The following is a 21,990-nucleotide window of genomic DNA, read 5'->3' on the forward strand; positions in this document are numbered from 1 at the left end:
GATCGAGTCTTTCTTTCGCTGCCGCTTGAGCCTTCGAACCATTTCTTTGGTTCTTCGCGTTTCGGCTAGATCATAGGCGGACACGAGAATTGGCTTAGCTCCGAAGACATCAAGGGCTTTCAATGCTTCCGTCGGGCTAAGACGGGTATTATGAGATGAGATCGAGAAGAAAAATGCTGGGAGTTTTGAGGGGCTGCCCAAGCCAAGATCTTCAGGACGCCGGAGGCTGGCGCGCCGATCGTCGATAGTCTTAGTAATGCGAGTGCGAAGTTCGGAAATTTCGCCTCGACCTCGTTCACCTGTCCATCCGAGAATATCGAGGCTGTTATCTACTCCAAATCCCAGTGGAGGTCTGACATCCTCTATTCGGATTGGCAAAATCGGGACACCAGAGCTTTTAGCAATTTCAAGCTCGTCGTGCAGAACACGGCTAATTCTGGCGTGGGAAGACCAGATCGGAATCACGCAAGCTGCCTTCGGCAGTTCACGCTCAATATGCTCGCGATAGTCTCCCGACGGTATTTTGTTCGCCCACCATATTGACCAAGTATCTGATAGTTCTTCTTCAAGAGCCGCAGGAATTTCTCTAGCATCTGCGGTTGCATAAATGATGCAAACATCCGCCATTCGGTTCCCCCCACCGACAGGCAGTCTCTTACAAATCTTGATTCGATACAACTTATTGTTGTGCGGCTGCCCAGCCAGCCCAGTAAAGGGCGGTAGTAAAGTCTTCGGTGCAACTTTCGTCTATATATGCGTCTGAAACGGTCGAGGCCTCTAGCTGGCGAAACCAGACGATCCTGACTCCCGCCCGTCTGGCGCGGTCGAGAAGTTGGTTCGCTACATCATCTAGATGGTCCATCAATGCTAGTACTGAGCCATACTTAGCAATATCGACTTGTTGCGGTTCTGCGCCATCTAGAGAGGGCGCGGCTGCTTCCAACCCCAATTGCTGTAGTCTCCAACGGGCCTCTTCAAGCAACCAGCGGGCACCTAATGCTCTCGGGCTACCGACGACACAAACCGGGCGGAAGGACTGAGAATCGACGGGAGTTAAGTCGCCTAAGCCCTCGGGAGGGGGCAGTGGGAGATTTCTAGTTTCTGAATAAGTGGCGACTGAACGCGAAGCTAAGATTGCTGAAGAATAAGGGTCGAGTTGTCTCTCGCCCCAGTAATGGGCAAATGCGGCACTGAAGACATCGCCAGTTCCGATCTTGAAGACTCTATTGGAGCGATACGCAGGAATTCGAATTGGCGGCTCTTTATCTACGAAGAGCGTGGCGCCTCTGATGCCCCCTTTCGCAATCAGAATACTCGCATTGCCTTGAGCGATCGAGACCCGAGCCGCCTCTTCGAGGTTGGCCGAGTTGCCCAACCCGCAAAGCTCTCGTTCGTTTAAAACAATCGCCAATTCTGAGGCGCGTGATCCGTTTTGATCGAAGGGTTCAAAGCCGCGTGCACTCTGAGGATCGTAGACTGCGCGATTGGCCGAAACCACCGCAGTTCCCTCGATTAGTCCAAACCTCAACACTGCTTCGCCTGAAGCATGAATAGGTGCATTGGGCGCAATCTCAACCGATTGAGGCGCCATGACAGGATCGGAAAGCGCGTGGAAGTATGCAAAGGCGATGGGTGTTTGGCTGGCAGAGGCCACGATCTCGATGCCAGAAGTTTCGATGGAGGTAAGATCGGAAAGCCGTCGAGGGGGATAGTACGTCTTTAGCGCAACGCCAGGGCTCAGACCAGCGAGCGCCATCGCGGCGCGTCCGCCCGAGCCCCGAAGAGCTCTCCAATTCGGATGTTCGCACAGCTCAAAATAGCAGCCACCGGCGACTATCATTGAAGACCCTCCAGGAGGCGACCGCGCCCGACGTCATATGCAAGAACGTAGCGGATTATTGATGGGAAATACAAAAACGGCCGGATCTTTCGATCCGGCCGTTACGCAGAACGCTACTGGCTAAGATTACGCTACGCGACGCAACTTAGCCCCCGCCCAATTCCAAAACTTGCTTAGCTAGCCTTCTTCGCCGGCGCGGTGTCGCCGACCTTCTTCTGGATGGCACGCTTCAGCTCGAGGGCGCGCGGCGACAGGGCGTCGGCCTTGGCCTTGAGCAGGAAGGCGTCGAGGCCGCCATTGTGGTCGACGCTCTTGACCGCGTTGGTGGAGACGCGCAGGCGCACGTTGCGGTCGAGGGCTTCGCTGATGAACGTCACGTTGACGAGGTTCGGCAGGAAGCGGCGCTTGGTCTTGATGTTGGAGTGGCTGACCTTGTGGCCGACGAGGGGGCCCTTGGCCGTCAGTTCGCAGCGGCGAGACATGGCAAAAATCCTTATCCTTTCCCCCAAGCGTTGCGGCGGCCATTCGGGGCGCCACGGGGGTGCAAATTCTCTGTCCTTGCAGGGAGCGGGCGGACGTATAGGGGGGGAAGGGGCGGGCAGTCAAGTTTTTGGGGCGGTTGGGCCGCGGGTTTCGCCTCGCGCCCCGCTGCCAGTTCCCCCTCGCCCCGCTTGCGGGGAGAGGGTTGGGGTGAGGGGGGCTCTCCCCGGGGGCGGTGAGAGTTGGCGGACGATTGGCGGGCAGCACCCCCGCGGAGACTCCCCCTCACCCGGATCGCATCTGGCGATGCGATCCGGCCTCTCCCCGCAGGCGGGGAGAGGCGAAGAGATCACCAAAACGGCAATGTTTGAAACGCCTTACATCACATAAAGGGCGTATTCGCCCCCGAATAGTCCCGTGGGTTCCGCACCCATACTTGCCTGGACACATTGTCTGCCGCGGTTTTTGGCTTAAGTAACAGCGGTTGCGCCCCGATTGGATCATTTCGTGTTCAATTCCCCCCATCTTGCGCCCCGGCTGGACCGTGCCGGCCGGCTGGCCCTGGCGGCCCTTTGCGGGCTCGTCCTGGCGTGGGGGGCCGAGCCTGTGGCGGCGCAGGGCAAGCTCGAGGCGCAGTATGAGGCGACGCTGGCGGGCATTCCCGTCGGCAAGGGCGCCTGGAACATCGACATCCAGGACGACGTGTTTTCGGCGGCGGCCTCCGGCGGAACTTCGGGCATCCTGAAGTCGATCGCGAACGGGTCCGGCACCGGCGCCTCGCAGGGGCGGGTGGTCAACGGCGCGCTGGTCGCGACCGGCTACCAGGCCTCCACCACCACCTCGAAGAAGACCGAAGAGATCCACATCACGCTCGACAAGGGCAATGTGAAGGAGTTCGGCATCGTGCCGGAGCCGCCGGTCGATCCTGATCGCATCGTCGTCACCGAGGCGCATCGCCGCGGCGTCTGGGATCCGATGACGGCCTCGCTGCTGCGCGTGCCCGGCACCGGCGATCCGGTTTCGCCGGACGCCTGCCACAGTGGCGCGCCGATCTTCGACGGCCGCATGCGCTACGACCTCAAGCTCGATTTCAAGCGCATGGAGACGGTGAAGGCCGAGAAGGGCTATCGCGGCCCGGTCGTGGTCTGCGCGCTCTATTTCGTGCCTGTCGCCGGCTACATCCCCGACCGCCCCGTGATCAAATACCTCGCCGCCCAGCGCAACATCGAGATCGCCTTCGCCCCCGTCGCCGGCACGCGCATCCTGGTCCCGTTCCGGCTGAAAGTGCCGACGCCCTTGGGGCCGGCCATGCTGGAAGCGACCAGCTTCATCACCACCGCCCAGCCGCCCAGGGTCGCGAAGACGCAGTAAGCCCCTTCCGTCATTCCGGGGCGCGCGCAGCGCGAGCCCGGAATCCATCAGGCCGCAGAGACTGTCTCACCATGGATTCCGGGCTCGCGCCAAGCGGCGCGCCCCGGAATGACGACCGGGGGATTTTGCCCCGCCACTCCAACACCTTACGCCCCGCCACCCCGCCATTCCCCCGCCACCCGTTCCTACTGTGCATGGGGTTGTTTTCACGAAAATGCTCTGGGCGCTTGACCCTCACCCTGAGGAGGCCACGGAACGCGGCCGTCTCGAAGGGCGAGGCCCGGCTGTGGCGGCGCGGATGCAGTCGGGCCTTTCATCCTTCGAGACGCGCTGACGCGCTCCTCAGGATGAGGATCGGACGTGCGAATCTGTTTGACTCCTCGCCGATTCTGATTCGACTCCGCGCCGTCCCCAACTTAAGGAAATCCATTATCAAATCGTCACTTGTACGACAGCGCAAAACTCCATCTAGTGCGCCGTCAATAAGTGTCCCGCGACATGTTGCGTGAACGGAACAGGACTCCAAGTGGAGTCAGCGATTCGGCCGCGATTCGTTCTAGAGTCGTTCCGAAGCTTAAAGCCAACGGGAAAAGCGTCGCAAAGTGAGACAGTTGCGCGAGGTTTGGGGAGTGCCACCACATTCTCCGCCGTCATGCCCCGGCTTGACCGGGGCATCCAGTACGCCGCGGCCTCTCGGCTCGAGCAGCGCCGCCTCTGGAATACTGGATCGCCCGGTCAAGCCGGGCGATGACAGTGGAATTTGGGGCGGCAGCGCAGCGTTCGGACACATGGCTGACGGAGTGCGGCCCCTGACACGCCCCAGACAGCACTGACATTCGCCCAAATCGCTACTACCTAATCGCCCAGAATGGCCTTTTCTCCCTCCCCCTTCGCTTCCGAGCGCGCCCCTGGCGCTGGCGTCACTGCGGTGCTCGGGCCGACCAACACCGGCAAGACCCACCTCGCCATCGAGCGGATGCTCGCGCATTCCTCGGGCATGATCGGGTTGCCGCTGCGCCTGCTCGCGCGCGAGGTCTACAACAAGATCGCCGCGCGGGTCGGCAGCGAAGCCGTCGCGCTTGTGACCGGCGAGGAGAAGATCAAGCCGAGGAATCCGCGCTACTGGGTGTCGACCGTCGAGGCGATGCCGCGCGACCTCGACGTCTCCTTCCTCGCCGTCGACGAGGTCCAGATCGCCGCCGATCTCGAACGCGGCCACGTCTTCACCGACCGCATCCTCAACCGCCGCGGCCGCGACGAGACGCTGCTGCTGGGCGCGGCGACGATGCGCCCGATCATCGAGCGGCTGTTGCCGGGCGTGTCCATGATCACGCGGCCGCGCCTGTCGCAGCTCGAATTCGCCGGCGACCGCAAGATCACGCGCCAGCCGCGGCGCACCGCCATCGTCGCCTTCTCCGCCGACGAGGTCTACGCCATCGCCGAGTTGATCCGCCGCCAGCATGGCGGCGCCGCCGTGGTGCTGGGCTCGCTCAGCCCGCGCACCAGAAACGCACAAGTAGCGATGTTCCAGAACGGCGACGTCGATTACCTCGTCGCCACCGACGCCGTCGGCATGGGCCTCAATCTCGACGTCGACCACGTCGCCTTCGCCTCCGACCGCAAGTTCGACGGCTACCAGTTCCGTCGCCTGACGCCGGCCGAATTTGCGCAGGTCGCCGGCCGCGCCGGCCGCGCCACGCGCAACGGCACCTTCGGCACCACCGGCCGCTGCGCGCCGTTCGAGCCCGAACTCGTCAACGCGCTCCAGAACCACACCTTCGACAACGTGAAGATGCTGCAATGGCGCAACTCGAAGCTGGATTTCTCCTCGCTCGGCGCGCTGCAGGTGTCCCTGAACCTGGCCCCCGGCCATGAGGCGCTGACGCGCGCGCCGATCGCCGAGGACATGCGCGTGCTCGACCATGCCGCCCGTGACGTCGAGGTGCGCGATATCGCGCATGGCAAGGCCGCGGTGGAGCGGCTGTGGGAGGCCTGCCAGGTTCCGGACTACCGGAAGCTGTCGCCGGCCGCCCATGCGGAGCTGGTGACCACGCTGTACGGGTTCCTGATGCAGAAGGGCTGCATTCCCGATTCCTGGTTTGCGGCCCAGGTCGACCAGGCCGACAACGTGACCGGCGACATCGACACGCTGTCGGGCCGGATCGCGCAGATCCGCACCTGGACCTTCGTCGCCAACCGCCCGGACTGGCTGAAAGACCCCGATCGCTGGCAGGGGGTCACGCGGGAGGTCGAAAATAAATTGTCAGATGCGCTCCACGAACGCTTGACGGAGCGTTTCGTTGATCGTCGTACCAGTGTATTGATGCGCCGCCTGCGGGAGAACACGAGCTTGAATACTGAAATCGGCAAGACCGGCGAAGTCATCGTCGAAGGCCATGTCATCGGCCGCCTCGATGGCTTCACCTTTGCACCGGATGCGGCGGAAGCTGGCTCCGATGCGAAAGCCTTGCAGGCTGCAGCGCAAGCGGTGCTCGCCGGCGAGATCAATGCGCGCGCCGAGAAGCTGGGCAACGCGCCGGACGAGCAGTTCGTGCTGACCTCGGAAGGCACCATCCGCTGGACCGGCGACGCTGTGGCGCGCCTGTCCGCCGCGGAGGACGCGCTGCATCCGCGCATCCGCATCATCTCGGACGAGCGCTTGACCGGCGGCCCCCGCGAGAAAGTGCAGGCCCGGCTAGACCTCTGGCTCAAGACGCACATCGAAAAGCTGCTCGGGCCGATGTTCGAGCTCAGCAAGGCCGAGGACGTCACCGGCATTGCCCGCGGCATCGCCTACCAGCTCGTCGAGGCGCTCGGCGTGCTCGAGCGTCCCAGGATCGCCAATGAGCTGAAGGATCTCGACCAGCCCTCGCGTGCCACGCTGCGGAAATACGGCGTCCGCTTCGGCGCCTATCACCTCTACTTCCCCGGCCTATTGAAGCCCGCCGCGCGTGCGCTCGCAGCGCTGCTGTGGGCGCTGAAGCAGGACAATGTCGATCCCTCGGCACTGTCAGGTGCGCAGCATCTGGCGAGCTCGGGCCGCACCTCGTTCCCGGTCGACAAGCAGCTGCCGCGCGATGCCTATCGCGTGCTCGGCTACAAGCAGGCCGGCGAACGCGCCGTGCGCGTCGATATCCTGGAGCGCCTTGCCGACCTGATCCGTCCGGCTCTTGCCTGGCGTGAGAACTCGTCCGGCGAAAAGCCCGCCGGCGCGTTCGACGGTCGCAGCTTCGTGGTGACGCAGGCAATGACCTCGCTCACCGGTTCCGCGGGCGAAGATTTCGCCTCGGTGCTGCGCGCGCTCGGCTATCGCATGGAGAAGCGTCCGCCGCTGCCGGCCAAGCCGGTCGTGGCCGAAACGGTCACGGCAGAGACGCCGGTGACCGAAGGCAGCGCCGAAACCTCGACCGAGACTGCGGCTGGGGCCGTTGCCGGCCTGCCGGCGGAGGCGACCGCGTCCGAGACGCCCGCTGCTGAAGCTCTCACCGTCGAAGACGCGCCCGGCATGGAGCTGCATGACGAGCCCGCGCACGAGGAGCCGGCGTTAGAGGCGTCTCCAGATGTGCCGGTCACGCCGGAAGACGCCCCCGGCATCGCGCCTCCGGTGGAAGAAGCCGCTGCGCCCACTGAAGTTGCTGAAGCCGCTCCCGCCGAGGCCGCCGCAACGGAAGCTGCTGCATCGGCCGATGCCGCCGCGCCTGTCGAAGCCGCAGCCACACCGATTGAGCCCGAGCTCATCGAGGTCTGGCGTCCCGGCGGCCGTCACGAGGATCGCAAGCCGCGCCACGAGCGCCATCGCCACCAGCGCCACCACAATCAGCCGCGTGCTCAGGCGGCCGCGCCCGCAGAGGGCGAAGCGGCGCAGGCAGCCGACGGCGAGAAGCGCGGCGAGCGCCATCGCCATGGCGGGCATCGCAAGGATTTCCGTAGGGGTCGCGAAGAGGGCGGCCAGGGCGGCGATCGCCGCGAGCAGCGCGACGACAAGAACCGCCGCTTCGAAGGCAAGGACCGTGATCGCAACAAGGGCAAGCCCGGCGATCGTGACGGCGGCCGCGAGCATCGTGGCCGCGACCGCGACAAGGGGCGTGACCGTCGCGACCGCGAGTCGGGTCCCTCGCTGCGTCCCTATGCGTCGAGCGCCAATCCGCGCGAGCGCGATCGTCCTGTTGATCCGAACTCGCCCTTCGCAAAGCTCGCCGCGCTGAAAGAGCAGCTCGCCGGGCGCAAGGAGTAAGCGTAGCGTTTTCAAGCGAAGTGCGGAGCGGTTCGCGTGAAGAAAACGCGTCAGAAGGAATAGAGCCACGACCACCGAGCGGCAGCGCCTCGATAAATGGCTGTGGCACGCGCGGGTGGTGAAGGCGCGCACCTCCGCGGCCGAGCTCGTCGAGTCCGGCCACGTCCGCATCAACGGCGTGCGCGAGACATCGCCGGGGCATGCGGTCAAGATCGGCGATGTGCTGACCATCGCGCTTGATCGCACCGTGCGCGTTCTGAAAGTGACCGCCTTCAACGAGCGCCGCGGTGACGCTGCCTCGGCACGGGTGCTCTACGAAGAGATGAGCGAAGCAAAACGCAATTAATTGCGCTTTGAATTCATTTCTTGGTCGATCAAACACATAAAGCCGTCATGATCGGCCGTTCCCGACCTTGCGGCGCCGGGCCATCCGCGCTACGCAAGCCCCGACTTCTAAAAGAGCTTTTCGGAGCGTTGGATGACTTACGTCGTCACTGAAAACTGCATCAAGTGCAAGTACACCGACTGCGTTGAGGTCTGCCCGGTCGACTGCTTCTACGAGGGCGACAACATGCTCGTCATCCACCCCGACGAGTGCATCGACTGCGGCGTGTGCGAGCCGGAATGCCCCGCCGACGCCATCAAGCCGGATACGGAACCGGGCCTGGAAAAGTGGCTTCAGGTCAACGCCGACTACGCCAAAAGCTGGCCGAACATCACCCAGAAGAAAGAATCACCCGCCGACGCGAAGGAATTCGACGGGATGGAGGGCAAGTTCGAGAAATATTTTTCTCCGAACCCCGGCTCGGGAGACTAAATCCCGCCCAAACTTAACCCTAATACCTTCGTTGCGGCCGAAAACCAGCCCTCAAGACCCCTAAATCATTGATTTTTGCGGGAAATGTGCTATATTGGGCACATTGAGCCGAACCCCGTCAGCCCCGTTTGGCCCCTCTGGGTTCCCGTGAAACCGAATGTCGAACAGGGGCGTGGCAGTTTCCGCGCGCAGGCTGTGTCACAGAAAACGCGTAAAAAGAGTACTTCAGCGAGGGCTTCCCATAAGGAGGCCAAAAAAGTCGCGACGGCCAGCCGTAGCGCATCCAAGGGTCGGACCGCGACTAAGGCGCCGGCTGCAAAGTCCTCGAAGAACAAAAGAAGCGCAATGCCTAACAAGACTGCCAAGCCGGCCGCGAAAGCGACCGTTTCCAAGCCTGCTGCTGCCAAGGCTCCCGCTGCCAAGCCCGCTGCGTCGAAGGCCCCTGTTGCTGCTGCCAAGGCTCTTGCCGCTGCCAAGCCGGCCGTGAAGCCGGCGGCTGCTGCGCCGAAGGTCGAGGAAAAGAAGGTCGTGACCCAGCGTCAGGGCTTCAAGGCCAATGAATTCGTCGTTTATCCCGCTCACGGCGTCGGCCAGATCCTGGCCATCGAGGAGCAGGAGATCGCCGGTGCGAAGCTCGAGCTGTTCGTCATCAACTTCATCAAGGACAAGATGACGCTGCGCGTTCCGACCGCCAAGGTCGCCAACGTCGGCATGCGCAAGCTGTCCGAGCCCGCGCTGGTAAAGAAGGCGCTCGAGACGCTCAAGGGCCGCGCCCGCGTCAAGCGCACCATGTGGTCACGCCGTGCCCAGGAATACGAGGCGAAGATCAATTCGGGCGACATCGTCGCGATCGCGGAAGTCGTGCGCGACCTCTACCGCTCCGAGTCGCAGCCCGAGCAGTCCTACAGCGAACGTCAGCTCTATGAAGCGGCGCTCGATCGTCTTTCCCGCGAGATCGCGGTGGTGCAGCACTCGACCGAGACCGAAGCGGTCAAGGAGATCGAGGCCCAGCTCGCCAAGAGCCCGCGCCGCGCCAACGCCAAGGCGGAAGCCGCCGACGGTGAGGGCGATGCGGATGCCGAGGGCGATACCGACGATACGGATGGCGACGACACCACCGTCGCCGACGAGGCCGCGTAAGCGCCTCTCGCCTCGATCGCAGCAAATCAAAAGCCCGGCCGTTCGGCCGGGCTTTTTGATTGATGCGTGTGGTTGATGCGGTGTGGCGATCGGTTCGCGGCAGGGTCTCTCCCTGCTATGTCACCTGGCGCGCGCGAGCTTCGCCGCTCTCTGATCGAGGATCTCCAGGAAAGTCCGTTGCGCTGTCGTCAGCGGCTGATCCCTGCGGTATGTCAGGCCATCGCGCGTGAATTGGCGGGAAGCTCGACCGCGAGAGCCTTGAGCCCCTTCGCGACGGTCTTCAGCTTTGCGCGAGGATGTCAGCAGAGCGATGACATCGCTGTTCATCACCATCTGCTCGGCTAGCGCGAAGGTGACGATCTCGGGCCGGGCTGGTAGTCACGAGTCTTCACCAAACCTAACCCTGTGGTTATCGCGACGACGCGCAAGCGCTCGCGCGGGGTCCCGGATCTGCGCTCCGCCCTGGACAACGCTACACGTTGCCGAGAGCTGCGCTTGTCCGGGACGACAGCTTATTTCACCGGCCGCTTCTCGAGCTTCCTTGCCAGCGTCCTGCGATGCATCCCGAGACGCCGCGCCGCTTCCGAGATGTTGAAGTCCGTCTCGATCAGCGTCTGATGGATACGCTCCCATTCCAGGGTCTTGATCGAGGTCGGCCGCGCATCGAGTGCGACTTCGGTGTTGCCTTCGGCCTTGTGGAAGGCGGCCTCGATGTCGTCGGTATTCGCCGGTTTCGCCAGATAGTGGCAGGCGCCCAGCTTGATCGCCTCGACGGCTGTCGAGATGCTGGCAAAGCCGGTGAGCACCACGATCAGCATTTCGGGATCGTGCGTGTGCAGGAGTTCGACGCAGGCGAGGCCCGACGCGCCGCCGAGCTTGAGGTCCACCACGGCATGGCCGAAGGATCGCTCCTCCAGCACCTTGCGCACTTCCTCGATCGAGGCGGCCAGCACGACGTCGTAGCCGCGGCGCTCGAACGAGCGCTTCAGCGTGCGCGCGAAGCCGGCGTCGTCCTCGACGACGATGAGCGAACGGTCAGGCATCAAAGCTGTCTCCGATCGCGAGCGTTGAAAGCGGCAGCGTGAGGCGGACGGTGGCGCCGCGCTTCCTGTGGTTCTCGGCGGTCACGCTGCCGCCCAGCTTGCGTACCACGTTCACCACCAGGAACAGACCGAGCCCGCCGCCGGCGCGGCCCTTGCTAGACTGGTAGGGCTTTCCGAGTTGCGCCAGCATCTCCGGCGCAAAACCGGGGCCGCGGTCGCTGATCGACATTACGAGATTGTCGCCCTCGCGCTCCGCCAGGAGCTCGACCCAGTCGCGCGAGACCTCGTAGGCATTGTCGAGCACGTTGAAGATGACCTGCTTCAGCGCGATGTCCGAGACGATCGCGACGTCCTCGCCAAACGTGTTGACGAAATAGAGCGTGCGCGCCGAGCGGGCGTTGCGCCATTCATCGACCAGCGCAGTCACGAAAGCCGTCACTGTCGTCGGCGACGAGCCTTCGCCGCGCGCTTCGCCCGCCGACACCAGGATGCCCGTGACGATCGACTTGCAGCGCTGCAGCGAAGTCTCCATCTCCGCGAGATCCTCGGCGAGCTCCTGGTCGGCAGCAAGATCGGGCATGCGGCGCCAGTCGCTGAGGATGACCGACAGCGAGGCGAGCGGCGTGCCCAGCTCGTGGGCCGCGCCCGAGGCCAGCAGGCCCATGCGGACGATGTGGTCCTGCTCGGCCGCATGTTGGCGCAGCGCCGCCAGATGCGCGTCGCGCTCGCGCAGGTTCCTGTTGATGCGGGTCACGAACACGACCAGAAGAACGGCGTTGAGGACGAAGCCCAGCAGCATGCCGGCGACGGTGAGGCTATAGGTCTCGCTGATCGGGTTCGGCGGCAGGTCGAGTGGCCGATAGGCCAAGGTCAACCAGACAAAACTCGCGCAAGTCAGTGCGACCAGCGACCAGGTCGAGCGGGCATCGAGCAGCACTGCGCCCAGCGTCACCTGGAGCAGGAACAGCGAGGTGAAGGGATTGGTGGCGCCGCCGCTGAGGTAGAGCTGTGCGGTCAGCGCGGCGACGTCGAGCATCAAGGCGACCAGGAGCTCGTTGTTGGTGATCGCGGCGCGATGGCGCACCCAGACCAGGCTGGAGACGTTGAGCAGGACCAGCGCGCCGATCACGGCGCCCATCCGGGTCAGGGGCAAGGGAATGCCGAGCCAGAAATGCACGCCGCCGATGGTCACGATCTGGCCGACCACAGCGGTCCAGCGCAGCTGGATCAGCAGCGCCATGTTCTTGCGGTTGGTCTCGTCGTCGGTGGGCGCAACGCCGATCAGCTCGCTGCGCGCGTCCGCCTGCGATTGCAGCGTAACGGCCAGCTCGCCATACGTCCTTCCGTCAGGTCTGCTCGACGATCGTTCCAGCATCTGATCCCGTCCTGCGGGCGGAGGCATGTGGGCCGCCGGTCGGCTCGTGGACGAAGCGTTTGCGGCGGAACAGCCCGCCGCCGAATGTGACGAAAAGTCGACCGGCCAGCATGAAAGCCAGGGCAAACCACGTCAGCGCGTAGATCAGGTGGTTATTGGGAAAGCGGACCACGGTCAATCCGCCGATTGGGCCGCTGCCGGATTGTGATCCGGCGTCGGCATCGACGAAGAACGGCGCGAAATCGTGGAGGCCGCGTGCCGCTGCAATCGCGGCGACATCCCGCGAATACCAGCGGTTGTGCTGGGGCACGTTGTTCCGGAGGAAGCCGCCCTTCGGCTCCGTCATGCGCAGCAGGCCGGTGATCTCGACCCGGCCGTCCGGATTGCCATCCTGGCGCGCCGATGCGTCGCGCCGCTCGGAGGGCACGAAGCCGCGGTTGATCAAGACCAGCGTGCCGTCGTCGCGTCGAAGCGGCGTCAGCACCCAATAGCCCGGGCCTTCCTCGGTGACGGCCTGAACCAGCGTCTCGCGGTCATGCAGGAAGCGACCCGAGATGCTGACGTGCCTGTATTCGTCGTTCGCAGTGGAGACGGTGGGCCATGCCGCCGGCGACGGGATCGGCTGGGCCGGGGCATGGATGCGCTGCTCGACGCGGTCGATCAGCGCCAATTTCCACGCGCGGCGCTCGATCTGCCAGACGCCGAGCGCGACCAGAAGTGCAAAGGCCGTGAGTGAGAGGACCGTGAGCCACAAGGAGGCGAAGCGCGCGGGCTTGCCGCGCGCCCCGCCTGCCTTGCCTGTCACGGCCTCGGTCCTGCTCACTTCGTTCCAGTCATCTGGTGGATGGGCATCATGTTGCTGTTGAGGTGGTTCATGACCCACACCGAGCCGGACATTGCGATCACAACCATCACGATGGTGAAGATCAGCGCCATCATGCTCCAGCCGTTCTCGGATTTGGGGGACATATGCAGGAAGTAGATCATGTGCACGACGATCTGCACGATTGCGAACACTGTGATCACCAGCGCCGTAACCTGCTTGTTGCCGAGCGCTCCGCTCATCACGAGCCAGAACGGCACGGCGGTGAGCGCGACCGACAGCACGAAACCGAGAAGATAGGTCGAGAGCGAGCCGTGCGCGTGGTCGTCGTGATGATGATCAGCAGTGGCGGCGTGAGTTTCGGTGTTCATCGCAGCATTCCCATCAGATAGACAAAGGTGAAGACGCCGATCCAGACCACGTCGAGGAAGTGCCAGAACATCGACAGGCACATCAGACGGCGGCGGTTGGCCTCGATCAGGCCGAAGCGGGCGACCTGCGTCATCAGCGTCACCAGCCAGACGAGACCGAAGGTCACGTGCAGCCCGTGGGTGGCGACGAGGGTGAAAAACGACGACAGGAAGGCGCTGCGCTGCGGCGTGGCGCCCTCATGGATCATGTGAGCGAACTCGGTGAGCTCGATGCCGATGAAGGCGAGGCCGAACAGGCCGGTGATCGCCAGCCACAACTGCGTCTGGCCGATCTTGTTCTGCTGCATCGTCAGCATGGCGAAGCCATAGGTGATCGACGACAGCAGCAGCATCGTGGTGTTCACGGCCACCAGCGACAGGTCGAACAGGTCCTTCGGCGCGGGGCCGGCGGCGTAGTTGCCGCTGAGCACGCCGTAGGTCGCAAACAGGATCGCAAAGATGAGGCAGTCGCTCATCAGATAGATCCAGAATCCGAGCGAGGTGCTCCAGCCTTCCGGATGCGGGTGTTCGTCGGCGAGGTAGAAGAGCGGCTCGCCGGATTGGGTGGGCTTGATAGCGATCGTCATTTACTTGGCTCCGGCGAGCAGCTTGGTGCGCGCGTCTTCGGTCCGGATGACATCTTCAGCCGGAATGTCGAAGTCGCGGTGATAGTTGAAGGTGTGACCGATGCCGACGACGAGCAACGCGATGAAGCTCAAAGCGGCAAGCCACCAGATGTACCAGATCAGGCCGAATCCCATCGCGGTGGCGAGGCCGGCGAGGATGATGCCGGTGCCGGTGCTGCTGGGCATATGGATCGGCTTGAACCCGGTGAGCGGACGCTGGTAGCCGCGCTTCTTCATGTCCCACCACGCGTCATTGTCGTGAACGACGGGAGTGAAGGCGAAGTTGTAGTCCGGCGGGGGGCGAGGAGGTCGCCCATTCCAGCGTGCGGGCGTCCCAGGGATCGCCGGTGACGTCCTTGAGCTGCTCGCGCTTGAGGAAGCTGACCGCGAACTGCATCAGCATGCACATGATGCCGAGCAAGACGAGGACGGCGCCGATCGCGGCAATAATGAACCAGATCTGGAGCGACTGGTCGTCGAATACGCGCAGGCGGCGGGTGACGCCCATCAGGCCGAGCACGTAGAGCGGCATGAAGGCGACGTAGAAGCCTGTGACCCAGAACCAGAATGACAGCTTGCCCCAGAACGGATCGAGCCTGAAGCCGAACGCCTTGGGGAACCAGTAGGAGACGCCGGCGAAGGCGCCGAACACCACGCCGCCGATGATCACGTTGTGGAAGTGGGCGATCAGGAACAGGCTGTTGTGCAGGACGAAGTCGGCCGGGGGTACCGCTAGCAGCACGCCGGTCATGCCGCCGATCACGAAGGTCAGCATGAACGCGATCGTCCACATCATCGGCAGTTCGAAGCGGACGCGGCCGCGATACATCGTGAACAGCCAGTTGAACATCTTCGCGCCCGTCGGGATCGAGATGATCATGCTGGTGATGCCGAAGAAGGAGTTGACGCTGGCGCCCGATCCCATGGTGAAGAAGTGATGCAGCCAGACCAGGTACGACAGGATGGTGATGACCACCGTGGCGTAGACCATCGAGGTATAGCCGAACAGCCGCTTGCCCGAGAAGGTCGAGGTCACTTCCGAGAAGATGCCGAAGGCGGGGAGAACCAGGATGTAGACCTCGGGATGGCCCCAGATCCAGATCAGGTTCACGTACATCATCGGGCTGCCGCCGAAATCGTTCGTGAAGAAGTTGGTGCCGACGTAGCGGTCGAGCGAAAGCAGCGCGAGGACGACGGTCAGAACGGGGAAGGAGGCGACGATCAGGACGTTGGTGCAGAGCGAAGTCCAGGTGAAGACCGGCATCTTCATCATGGTCATGCCGGGGCACCGCAGCTTGACGATGGTACAGATCAGGTTGATGCCGGATAACGTGGTTCCGACGCCGGCGACCTGCAGCGCCCATATGTAATAGTCGACGCCGACATCAGGACTGTAGCCGATGTTCGACAGCGGCGGATAAGCGAGCCAGCCGGTGCGGGCGAATTCGCCGATGAACAGCGAGGCCATCACCAGCACAGCGCCGCCGACAGTCATCCAGAAGCTGAAATTGTTCAGGAACGGGAACGACACGTCGCGCGCGCCGATCTGGAGCGGCACGACGTAGTTCATCAGGCCGGTGACCAGCGGCATCGCCACGAAGAAGATCATGATCACGCCGTGGGCGGTGAAGACCTGGTCGTAGTGATGGGCGTTGAGATAGCCTTCGGAGCCGCCAAACGCGAGCGCCTGCTGGCCGCGCATCATCAGCGCGTCGGCGAAGCCGCGCAGCAGCATCACGATGCCGAGGATCATGTACATGATGCCGATGCGCTTGTGGTCGACCGTGGTGAACCATTCGCGCCAGAGGTAGCCCCAGAGACGGAAATAGGTGAGGCCGGCGAGCAGCGTGATGCCGCCGAGCGCGACCACCACGAAGGTGCCGACGACGATCGGCTCGTGCAGTGGCAGCGACTCGATGCCGAGCCGGCCGAAGATGAGCTTGAGAAGATCAGGAGACATGCGAGCTCTCTTTAGGAGTCTGACTTCGGACGTTGTCCGAGGAAGAAGGACGAGGACTTGAGCGGCGTGAAGGTCGGCCGCTTCAGGCCGGCGCCGAGCAGCGGCGCGGTGTCGGTGGGAGCCTTGATCGACGCGGTGGTCTGGCCCTGCGGCGCTTCCGGCGTGCAGGTGCCGGCCACGAAGGTCGGCTCGCCGCCGAGCGCGGTGCCGCGGCGGGCGTACTTGTCGTAGGCCAGCGGCAGGGTGTTGTTCAGGCCTTCATGGCCGAGGCCGCCCTTGGCGTCGATCGCCATCATCTCGCTCGTGCACATCTTGCCGGTCTCGACGCACATGTTGAGGATCAGGCGGTAGAGATCGGAATCGACGGTGCCGTAGCGGCGCACCGGCTCGTTCTGGCTCGGCTTTTCGAGCTGAAGATATTCGGCGCGGCCGAGCGAGCCGCCGGCGGCCTTGGCGCTGGCGATCCAGGCGTCAAAGCCCTTGTCGTCGAGGCCCTGGAAGTTGAAGTGCATGCCGGAGAAGCCGGCGCCGCTGTAATTGGCGGAAATGCCCCTGTAGGTGCCTGCATGATTGACCACGGCGTGTAGCTTGGTCTCCATGCCCGGCATGGCGTAGACCTGGCCGGCGAGCGCGGGAATGTAGAACGAGTTCATCACCGTGGAGGAGGTGATGCGGAAAGCGATCGGACGATCGACGGGTGCTGCGAGCTCGTTGACGGTGGCGATCCCGTAGTCGGGATAGATGAACAGCCACTTCCAGTCGAGCGCGACGACGTCGACCTCGAGCGGTGCCATTGCCTGATCGACCGGACGGTCCGAGGAGATGCGGCCGAGCGAGCGGTAGGGATCGAGCAGATGCGTCGCCATCCAGGTTAGCGCGCCCAGACACACGATGATCAGCAGCGGCACCGACCAGATCACGAGCTCGAGCTTGGTCGAGTGGTCCCATTCCGGCTCGTAGCGGGCCGCGGTGTTGGACTGGCGGTAGCGCCAGGCAAACAGCACCGTCAGCGCCATCACGGGGACGACGATCAGGAGCATCAGGACGGTGGAGATGATGACGAGGTCGCGCTGCTGGGCAGCGATATCGCCGGCTGGCGCCAGCACGACGTAGTTGCATCCGCTAAGCGCAACTGCCAGGGGTAGTAGCGCCAGGATCTTGAGACGAGACACGGGCCGAGCCTTATGAGAATGAGTTTCCTTTGCGGGGCCAACGGGTAGCTGCGGCGCAACAATCCGGACATTGGACAATTTGTCCAATGTTGCAGTGCGGAACGTTGGGTCAGACAGAGCCGGATTGCCTGGCTTCCCGCCGGGCGGTCGGCTTTGGTTTTCAGGACGTTAAGGGCGCACGAATGGCGATGGCACAGACCCCCGCAATGGCAGACCTCCACTCGGGTGAACACGGCCACGACCAGGCCAGTCCCGGCGAGATCGCCATCGGCGTCATCATCGGCCGCACCTCGGAATTCTTCGACTTCTTCGTCTTCGCGATCGCCTCGGTGATCGTGTTTCCGCGCCTGGTGTTCCCGTTCACGAGCGAGCTGACCGGCACCCTCTATTCCTTCATGATCTTCGCGCTGGCCTTCATGGCCCGCCCGATCGGAACCGTCATTTTCATGACGGTCGACCGGCACTACGGCAAGACGGCCAAGCTGATCTCGGCGCTGTTCCTGCTCGGCACCGCCACCGTCGCGATCGCGTTCCTGCCCGGCTATCACGACATTGGCGTTGCGGCGATCTGGCTGCTGGCGCTGGCGCGCATCGCGCAGGGTCTGGCCTGGGGCGGCGCCTGGGACGGTATGGCTTCGCTCCTGGCGCTGAACGCGCCGCCTTCTAAGCGCGGCTGGTACGCGATGGTGCCGCAGCTCGGCGCTCCCCTCGGGTTGATCGTGGCGAGCGCGCTGTTCGCCTATTTCGCCGGCAACCTCTCGGCCGACGACTTTTTCGACTGGGGCTGGCGCTATCCGTTCTTCGTCGCCTTCGCCATCAATGTCGTGGCGCTGTTCGCGCGCCTGCGCATGGTAACGACGGAAGAATATGCCTCGCTGTTCGAAAGCCGCGACCTCCAGCCCTCGCGCATCTCCGACACTGTCGCCCGCGAAGGCCACAACATCATGCTCGGTGCATTCGCGCCGCTGGCGAGCTTCGCGCTGTTCCACATGGTCACGGTGTTTCCGCTGTCCTGGGTGTTCCTGTTCACCCGCGAAAGCCCGGTGCGCTTCTTGATCATCGAGATCGTCGCCGCTGTGTTCGGCGTTGCCGCGATCGTTGCCTCCGGCATCATCGCCGACCGTGTCGGCCGCAAGTCGCTGCTGATGGGATCGGCGATCGCGATCGCGATCTATAGCGGCTTCGCCCCGCAGCTTCTCGACGCCGGCGCGTTCGGTGAGACCATCTACATGGTGATCGGCTTCATCCTGCTCGGCCTGTCCTTCGGCCAGTCCTCGGGCGCGATCGCCTCGAACTTCAGGCAGGCGTACCGCTACACGGCCTCTGCATTGACTTCTGACCTGGCTTGGCTGTTCGGCGCCGGCTTCGCTCCGCTGGTGGCGCTGCTGCTCGCCACCAATCTCGGCGTCATTGCTTCGGGAGCGTATCTGCTCTCGGGCGCGTTCTGGACGCTGCTCGCGCTCTGGCTCAGCGGCCAGCGCGAAGCGGGCGATATGGACGCGGGCGCTTAAAGCGTCCCGCGGACGGGAATAAAACTCAGGCCGGGCGATCCTGTTTGCGGCGCTGCAAACAGGAGATCACATGAACGTCCGGTCCACTCCCGCCCTCCAGCGAAGTTCTGCAAGCCTGGTCCTTGCCAGCGTCGCGATTGCGTTGGTTTGCTCGCCCGGCCTCGCCCGCGCCACCGGTGACGTCGCGCGCGGCGAGAGGCTCTATAAGGGCTGCGGAGATTGTCACTCGATCACCGAAAACCGTGTCGGCCCGATGCACAAGGGCGTGGTCGGGCGCAAGGCGGGCAGCGTTCCCGGCTACGACTACTCGGCCGATCTGAAGAACTCGGGCATTGTCTGGACCGAGGACAATCTCGACAAATGGCTGGCCGGACCGCAGGCCATGGTCCCGGAAACCAAGATGTTTTTCGATGTGCCGGACGCGCAGGATCGCGCCGATATCATCGCCTTTCTGAAGGAAAAGGCGCGATAGCTACGGCGAGATTTATGGGAGTGCGCAGAGGCACCTGGCGAACTCGTAGGGTGGGCAAAGGCGCGTAGCGCCGTGCCCACCATCTTTCGACGATCGCGATACGGAGTGGTGGGCACGCTTCGCTTTGCTCACCCTACTGCAGCTAGCGCGCGTCAGTCCGCGACGATCTTCACACGATCTCGCACTTTCACCTGCGCGGTGCGATCGAGCCCATTCAGCACGCGGAAACGTTCGGCAGGGTGATCGACGCCGGCCATGCGATGGGAGAGCGATTCCACGGTATCGCCGGGCTGAACCGTAATCACCTTGATGCGCAGGGGGCGCGCGGCCTGGATCTCGTCGAGGGTCAGGCGGCGAAATGAATTGACGGTCTCGCGCGCGTTGCGCTCGCTCTCGGTCGACTTCTGCCGTGTCGCGAAGATGAAGCGATAGACGTCGCTGCCGAAGCGTAGCGCATAGACCTTGAACTGCCACTGATCGCCCTTGGCGGTGGCAGACGCAGCCGGAAAGCCGTTGATGTTGATGTCTTCGGTGGACGCCTTCTCGACGCCTTCCATCCAGCCCGAATTGAGATAATCGCCGAGCGACTGCTCGGCAGGCACCCGTACGACGTCGAACCGCATCGCCTGCGAGCCGCCGTCGCGAACGCCGATCACGGCCTGCGCGGTGTTGTCGAGCGCAAAATTGTCCGGCGCCTGGAAGGTGAAGCCGAGCTTGGGATGCAGGAAGCGCCGGCCGCGGACAAAACCTTCGCTGGGGTCTTCGCCATAGACGAGATTATCGATCGCCGCGAGATAGCTCTCGCGGTCGCGCTCGGCGCCCTCAGGCGCCGCATATTGCCGTGCGATGGTCTGCGCATTCTGCACGCGCTCGGGCGTTGCCGGATGCGACGAGGTGAAATCCTGTGCGCGCGGATCGAGCGAACTCTTGCCGGCCTTCAGTTCCGCATTTCGCTCCATCGCCGACAGGAAGCGCGCCGCGCCGTAGGGGTCGAAATGCGCACGGGCGGAAATGCCGACACCAATGCCGTCAGCCTCGAACTCCTGGTTGCGCGAGAAGCTCGCCATGGTGAGCTTGGTCTTGGCGAGCGCAAGCGCGGTGAGATCCGGATCGTTGCTCATGTCGGTGACGACGCGGGTGACGATCGCGGCCTGACGCGCCTGATCCTCGCGCATCGCGGCGTGCTTGGACAGCACATGCGCCATCTCGTGGCTGAGCACGGAGGACAATTCCGAGGTGTCGCTGGCGAGCGCGAGCAGGCCGCGTGTGACATATAGCTGGCCGTTCGGCAGCGCAAAGGCGTTCACCGCGCCGGAATTGAGGATCGTGACCTTGTAGCCCTGGTCGGGGCGGTCGGAGGCGGCGACGAGCCGGTCGACGGTCTTGCTGACGAGTGATTCGAGCCTGGGATCGTCATAGGCGCCGCCATAGCTCGCCAGGATGCGCTCGTGCTCCTTTTCGGTGGCGGGGGTCTGCGCGACGGCCGGCTTCGGCTTGGGCATCGCGACGGTCGGCGGGGTCGCCGCGGTCTGGAACCGGCCCATATCGCCGCAGCCGGCCAGAGCCGTGCCCAGCACGAGGCATAGCGCGGCCGGCGCAGCCCGCAGGCGGCGGCTTTCACCTCGTCCGTGCCGTTCTAGCACCCCATTCACGTCGCTTAATCCGTAGCTGGCCCTTTTAGGGCCTCACCCCTGTCAGCTCGTTTGCGCCCAGCAATTCGACCTGTCCCACCCGGAGCACATCGATACGCGGCCCCGTATTCCCCTCGACCCAGCCCCGGACTCGAATACGTCGATTTTCCAGGGACTTAAGGGCAATCCCGGCGCTTTCGAACGCCGGCAGCATGCGCTTTGAAATAGTCACGGCAAAGCCGCGTGTCCAGTTCCGTCCGAAGTTGAGGTAGGTCATTGCCCCAGCTTGCCGGACAGACAGGACTTTGCCCTCGACCACCAAAAAGCGCCCGATCCCGGCCAAAATATCGTCCGGACTTTCCGCGTTTTTTATGGCCGACGGGGCAGCCCAATTGCCCTTTTTTTGGCGCCGCGCCTCGGTCTCCGACGACGTCAGGGCGGCCGCGCAGTCCTTGTCCGTGATTTCGGTTGAGACGAGGGCATCGCCCTGGGCGAGCAACACCGCCTGCACCGAGGTGTCGCTCTCGCCGATGAACATCAGTGCGCCTTGCCGGCCGTAACGGTCGGGCGTGTCGTCGGTGCCGCGCAGCGTCACGGCGTGGCCGATGAGCAGCGATGTGAGCGCCTGCTTCGTTGCCGCCGTCGGTTCGATCCCGGAGAGGCGGATCTCGCGGCCGTCGTCGAGGCGCACGCTGCGCGCGTCGACGATCGCGGCAACGCGGCCTTCGCCTTGCGCTTCGAATTGGCACGGCGTGGCGAACGCAGTGTGACCCGCGACGAGAAGAAGTGCGACGATGAGGTAAAGCCGTTGCGTCACGTGACCCGGAAAGGTTGCGTTGAGTGCCGTTCTTAACTCAAACGTGGTGGATCGCGAAGAGGCTTCCTCACACTCCGTCATTGCGAGCCAACGGGGCCGCGCAACGCGCGGCCCCGTTGGCTCGCAATGACGGTGTGGAAACATCTTGCCGCCACCATTCCGTTTTGCGGAAAACATAAGGCTGTCGCGAGAAGCGAAACGCGCTTCTGCTTGCTGCGTTCTTGTGCATGCGGCATGATTGCGGCGACAACGATAATAGCGCACCGAC

17 protein-coding genes and 2 pseudogenes are annotated in these 21,990 nt (G+C 63.7%); 7 read left to right on the plus strand and 12 right to left on the minus strand.

Annotated elements, in window-relative coordinates:
* From AC630_RS44075 to rpmB, 3 genes are all read right to left on the minus strand, one after another.
* On the minus strand, positions 1 to 627 hold a 627-nt coding region (locus AC630_RS44075), incomplete at its 3' end, for a toll/interleukin-1 receptor domain-containing protein (protein ID WP_143198206.1).
* A 52-nt stretch (positions 628 to 679) separates the two neighbouring features.
* A complete protein-coding gene (locus tag AC630_RS44080) occupies positions 680 to 1,840 on the minus strand; it encodes a carbohydrate kinase family protein (RefSeq protein WP_074120488.1) in 1,161 nt (386 codons plus the stop codon).
* A 173-nt stretch (positions 1,841 to 2,013) separates the two neighbouring features.
* Entirely contained in the window at positions 2,014 to 2,322 is a 309-nt protein-coding gene (gene rpmB, locus AC630_RS21640) for a 50S ribosomal protein L28 (protein WP_074120489.1), read from the minus strand.
* A 559-nt stretch (positions 2,323 to 2,881) separates the two neighbouring features.
* On the opposite strand from rpmB, the gene AC630_RS21650 reads away from it, so the two are divergent.
* The 5 genes and pseudogenes from AC630_RS21650 (at position 2,882) to AC630_RS21670 (ending at position 9,882) form a co-directional block, all read left to right on the plus strand.
* Positions 2,882 to 3,691, plus strand: coding sequence for a DUF3108 domain-containing protein (locus AC630_RS21650; protein WP_074120536.1), 810 nt, complete (start codon positions 2,882 to 2,884; stop codon positions 3,689 to 3,691).
* Between the two features lie 868 nt (positions 3,692 to 4,559).
* Positions 4,560 to 7,925, plus strand: coding sequence for a helicase-related protein (locus AC630_RS21655; RefSeq protein WP_074120491.1), 3,366 nt, complete (start codon positions 4,560 to 4,562; stop codon positions 7,923 to 7,925).
* A gap of 76 nt (positions 7,926 to 8,001) precedes the next feature.
* Positions 8,002 to 8,271, plus strand: a pseudogene (locus AC630_RS21660) (RNA-binding S4 domain-containing protein); the annotation flags it as partial.
* A gap of 132 nt (positions 8,272 to 8,403) precedes the next feature.
* On the plus strand, positions 8,404 to 8,742 hold the full coding sequence (fdxA, locus tag AC630_RS21665; RefSeq protein WP_018643465.1) for a ferredoxin FdxA: 339 nt from the start codon (positions 8,404 to 8,406) through the stop codon (positions 8,740 to 8,742).
* A gap of 345 nt (positions 8,743 to 9,087) precedes the next feature.
* The gene (locus AC630_RS21670) at positions 9,088 to 9,882 is read left to right on the plus strand and encodes a CarD family transcriptional regulator (RefSeq protein ID WP_074120493.1); all 795 of its coding nucleotides are present in this window, start codon (positions 9,088 to 9,090) and stop codon (positions 9,880 to 9,882) included.
* A 512-nt stretch (positions 9,883 to 10,394) separates the two neighbouring features.
* Here the strand turns inward: AC630_RS21670 and AC630_RS21680 are convergent.
* The 7 genes and pseudogenes from AC630_RS21680 to cyoA all read right to left on the minus strand — a co-directional run bounded on the left by AC630_RS21680 (position 10,395) and on the right by cyoA (position 17,291).
* On the minus strand, positions 10,395 to 10,928 hold the full coding sequence (locus tag AC630_RS21680; RefSeq protein WP_074120495.1) for a response regulator transcription factor: 534 nt from the start codon (positions 10,926 to 10,928) through the stop codon (positions 10,395 to 10,397).
* Positions 10,918 to 12,300, minus strand: coding sequence for an ATP-binding protein (locus tag AC630_RS21685; RefSeq protein ID WP_074120496.1), 1,383 nt, complete (start codon positions 12,298 to 12,300; stop codon positions 10,918 to 10,920). The genes AC630_RS21680 and AC630_RS21685 overlap by 11 nt, the downstream gene beginning before the upstream one ends.
* Positions 12,272 to 13,123 (minus strand): SURF1 family protein, encoded by an 852-nt coding sequence (locus AC630_RS21690; protein WP_074120497.1) that lies wholly within the window; start codon positions 13,121 to 13,123, stop codon positions 12,272 to 12,274. The genes AC630_RS21685 and AC630_RS21690 overlap by 29 nt, the downstream gene beginning before the upstream one ends.
* Positions 13,120 to 13,494, minus strand: coding sequence for a cytochrome o ubiquinol oxidase subunit IV (gene cyoD / locus AC630_RS21695; RefSeq protein ID WP_074120498.1), 375 nt, complete (start codon positions 13,492 to 13,494; stop codon positions 13,120 to 13,122). Before cyoD ends, AC630_RS21690 begins: the two co-directional genes overlap by 4 nt.
* Positions 13,491 to 14,120 (minus strand): cytochrome o ubiquinol oxidase subunit III, encoded by a 630-nt coding sequence (gene cyoC / locus AC630_RS21700; RefSeq protein WP_074120499.1) that lies wholly within the window; start codon positions 14,118 to 14,120, stop codon positions 13,491 to 13,493. The genes cyoD and cyoC overlap by 4 nt, the downstream gene beginning before the upstream one ends.
* A pseudogene (cyoB, locus tag AC630_RS21705) lies at positions 14,121 to 16,119 on the minus strand (cytochrome o ubiquinol oxidase subunit I).
* 11 nt (positions 16,120 to 16,130) lie between these two features.
* Positions 16,131 to 17,291: a ubiquinol oxidase subunit II gene (gene cyoA / locus AC630_RS21710; protein WP_074120500.1), complete on the minus strand. Its 1,161-nt coding sequence runs from the start codon at positions 17,289 to 17,291 to the stop codon at positions 16,131 to 16,133.
* Positions 17,292 to 17,473: 182 nt separating this feature from the next.
* Here cyoA and AC630_RS21715 point away from each other — a divergent pair, with 182 nt between their 5' ends.
* Positions 17,474 to 18,802, plus strand: coding sequence for an MFS transporter (locus tag AC630_RS21715; protein ID WP_074120501.1), 1,329 nt, complete (start codon positions 17,474 to 17,476; stop codon positions 18,800 to 18,802).
* Positions 18,803 to 18,872: 70 nt separating this feature from the next.
* Positions 18,873 to 19,274 carry a c-type cytochrome gene (locus tag AC630_RS21720; RefSeq protein ID WP_074120502.1) on the plus strand — a complete coding sequence of 134 codons (402 nt, stop codon included), beginning with the start codon at positions 18,873 to 18,875 and terminating at the stop codon, positions 19,272 to 19,274.
* 152 nt (positions 19,275 to 19,426) lie between these two features.
* On the opposite strand, the gene AC630_RS21725 is transcribed toward AC630_RS21720, so the two are convergent.
* Together AC630_RS21725 and AC630_RS21730 are read right to left on the minus strand one after the other, a co-directional pair.
* Positions 19,427 to 20,917 carry a M48 family metalloprotease gene (locus AC630_RS21725; protein WP_074120503.1) on the minus strand — a complete coding sequence of 497 codons (1,491 nt, stop codon included), beginning with the start codon at positions 20,915 to 20,917 and terminating at the stop codon, positions 19,427 to 19,429.
* A 34-nt stretch (positions 20,918 to 20,951) separates the two neighbouring features.
* A complete protein-coding gene (locus AC630_RS21730; protein WP_074120504.1) occupies positions 20,952 to 21,803 on the minus strand; it encodes a thermonuclease family protein in 852 nt (283 codons plus the stop codon).
* Positions 21,804 to 21,990 lie beyond the last annotated feature (187 nt).

This window comes from Bradyrhizobium sp. AS23.2, from assembly GCF_001908185.1.
Lineage (GTDB): Bacteria > Pseudomonadota > Alphaproteobacteria > Rhizobiales > Xanthobacteraceae > Bradyrhizobium.

Coding starts and splice junctions, on each gene's coding strand:
- cyoD (WP_074120498.1), bottom strand. CDS start 13,494: ATGAACACCGAAACTCACGCCGCCACTGCTGATCATCATCACGACGAC.
- fdxA (WP_018643465.1), top strand. CDS start 8,404: ATGACTTACGTCGTCACTGAAAACTGCATCAAGTGCAAGTACACCGAC.
- AC630_RS21720 (WP_074120502.1), top strand. CDS start 18,873: ATGAACGTCCGGTCCACTCCCGCCCTCCAGCGAAGTTCTGCAAGCCTG.
- cyoC (WP_074120499.1), bottom strand. CDS start 14,120: ATGACGATCGCTATCAAGCCCACCCAATCCGGCGAGCCGCTCTTCTAC.
- AC630_RS21670 (WP_074120493.1), top strand. CDS start 9,088: ATGCCTAACAAGACTGCCAAGCCGGCCGCGAAAGCGACCGTTTCCAAG.
- AC630_RS21685 (WP_074120496.1), bottom strand. CDS start 12,300: ATGCTGGAACGATCGTCGAGCAGACCTGACGGAAGGACGTATGGCGAG.
- AC630_RS44080 (WP_074120488.1), bottom strand. CDS start 1,840: ATGATAGTCGCCGGTGGCTGCTATTTTGAGCTGTGCGAACATCCGAAT.
- AC630_RS21715 (WP_074120501.1), top strand. CDS start 17,474: ATGGCGATGGCACAGACCCCCGCAATGGCAGACCTCCACTCGGGTGAA.
- rpmB (WP_074120489.1), bottom strand. CDS start 2,322: ATGTCTCGCCGCTGCGAACTGACGGCCAAGGGCCCCCTCGTCGGCCAC.
- AC630_RS21655 (WP_074120491.1), top strand. CDS start 4,560: ATGGCCTTTTCTCCCTCCCCCTTCGCTTCCGAGCGCGCCCCTGGCGCT.
- AC630_RS21730 (WP_074120504.1), bottom strand. CDS start 21,803: ATGACGGAGTGTGAGGAAGCCTCTTCGCGATCCACCACGTTTGAGTTA.